Source organism: Streptomyces chiangmaiensis (genome assembly GCF_036281785.1).
Taxonomy (GTDB): domain Bacteria; phylum Actinomycetota; class Actinomycetes; order Streptomycetales; family Streptomycetaceae; genus Streptomyces; species Streptomyces chiangmaiensis.
Genome location: NZ_JAYWVC010000521.1, coordinates 1 through 1,730 on the forward strand (window position 1 = coordinate 1; position 1,730 = coordinate 1,730).

4 protein-coding genes are annotated in these 1,730 nt (G+C 65.4%); 3 read left to right on the forward strand and 1 reads right to left on the reverse strand.

The window, feature by feature from the left end; genetic code table 11:
* From VXC91_RS45145 to VXC91_RS45155, 3 genes are all read left to right on the forward strand, one after another.
* On the forward strand, positions 1-301 hold a 301-nt coding region (locus VXC91_RS45145), incomplete at its 5' end, for an epoxide hydrolase N-terminal domain-containing protein (protein WP_329513136.1).
* Positions 295-1,083: an alpha/beta fold hydrolase gene (locus tag VXC91_RS45150; protein ID WP_329513137.1), complete on the forward strand. Its 789-nt coding sequence runs from the start codon at positions 295-297 to the stop codon at positions 1,081-1,083. The genes VXC91_RS45145 and VXC91_RS45150, both read left to right, overlap by 7 nt.
* Positions 1,084-1,396: 313 nt before the next feature.
* Entirely contained in the window at positions 1,397-1,519 is a 123-nt protein-coding gene (locus VXC91_RS45155) for a hypothetical protein (protein ID WP_329513138.1), read from the forward strand.
* A gap of 22 nt (positions 1,520-1,541) precedes the next feature.
* Here VXC91_RS45155 and VXC91_RS45160 read toward each other — a convergent pair.
* Positions 1,542-1,730: hypothetical protein (locus tag VXC91_RS45160; protein ID WP_329513139.1), on the reverse strand; the 189-nt coding region annotated here is incomplete at its 5' end.

Here is a 1,730-nt window from a genome sequence, read left to right on the forward strand (position 1 = left end):
GGTCCCTGGCAAGAAAGGCGAGATCACCGCGTTCGTGCCGCTGCCGGCCCCGTTGGAGCTGGCCGGGTGGACAGTCAGGCGCAAGGTCGAGGCGCGGCTGAACTCCTACCCGCAGTTCATCACCGAGATCGACGGACTGGACATCCATTTCATCCACGTCCGCTCGAAGCACGAGAACGCGCTGCCGGTCATCGTCACGCACGGTTGGCCGGGTTCGATCATCGAGCAGCTGAAGATCATCGAGCCGCTCACAGACCGACAGCCCACGGTGGCGACGCCTCGGACGCCTTCCACGTGGTGATCCCGTCGATGCCGGGCTACGGCTTCTCCGGCAAGCCGACCGCGAAGGGCTGGAGCCCCGAGCGGATCGCCCGCGCCTGGGGCGAGCTGATGAAGCGCCTCGGCTACACGAAGTACGTCGCGCAGGGCGGCGACTGGGGCGCGGTCGTCACCGACGTCATGGGTGTGCAGGAGCCCGAGGGCCTGGTCGGCATACACACCAACATGCCCAAAGTGGTTCCGCCCGCCGTCGAGGGGGCCATCGTCGCCGGCAACCCGCTGCCGTCCGACGTCGTGCTCGCCAACGACGAGGAGAAGGCGGCCGTCGAACAGCTGGACTTCGTCTACCGGCACGTCTACTACGCCTACATGATGGGCTCGCGTCCGCAGTCGCTGACCGCTTTCGCGGACTCCTTGGTCGGCCTGGCCGCCTTCATGCTCGACCATGACAAGGCCAGTCTGGAGCTGATCTCCCGGGCCTTCGCCGGGGAGAAGAAGGGCCTGACGCGGGACGACGTCCTGGACAACATCACACTGTTCTGGCTGACCAACACGGCGGTCTCCGCCGCCCGCCTCTACGCGGAGAACACGAAGCCGTTCTTCGGCGTGCTGGGCGTCAAGCTCCCGGTTGCCGTCAGCGTCTTCCCCGACGAGCTGTACCAGGCGCCGAAGAGCTGGGCCGAGCAGGCCTACCCGAACCTCGTCCACTACAACAGGCTCCCCAACGGCGGCCACTTCGCCGCTTGGGGGCAGCCGGAGCTCTTCGTCGGGGAACTCCGCTCGGGCTTCCGGTCACTTCGATAGATGACCGTGTCCGGCCGTCTGCCTAGGCGATAGTCGGAGGGGTGGCCGAGGAGACTCGACTCCGAGTCACTCGGCCGCCCCGTGTTCCGACAGAGCGAGCCGCGCGGCGGTGCTCCCAACGCACCACAAGGGGAAGCCCCAGCCCTCATAGGGTCAGGTCAGAGAGCTATGTGTAGTGATCGACGCATTCACTCCGCGGTCGCGTGCGCTCCACTCTGCCGGGGCCGACATCCACTCTCCAGCTCATAGCGGACCATAGGTGCTGGACGCCGATGTCAGTGGATGAGTCCGGTGTCGAACGGCATCTGGTGAGATGGACAAAGACCAGGATCTCCTCAATCCGCCTCGGCCGCGGTGGAGTCTGCACGAGATCGCCGTACTCGGCGGTGACGAGGACGATCTCACGGTTTTCCTCTTTCCCAACAGCAGGGCCTGACGCAGTTCCACTTGGGTGCTTTCTACTTCTTCAGGACGCCCCAGAGCTGGTTGTCATCGATGTGTGCCGGGTTGTTGAGCAGGTGGGCGATGCGGATCGGCTTGTCGGCTGCATCCTCGTGGGACGGGTCGCCGTAGTAGGTCATCGCGTACGGGTGGGCGAAGTCCGTGGTCGAGCCGTTGAGGATCGGGAAGTACCCTTCCGCGGTCTT

Excerpts from the sequence above, each read along its gene's own strand:
- VXC91_RS45155 (WP_329513138.1), top strand. The coding sequence starts at position 1,397 with ATGGACAAAGACCAGGATCTCCTCAATCCGCCTCGGCCGCGGTGGAGT.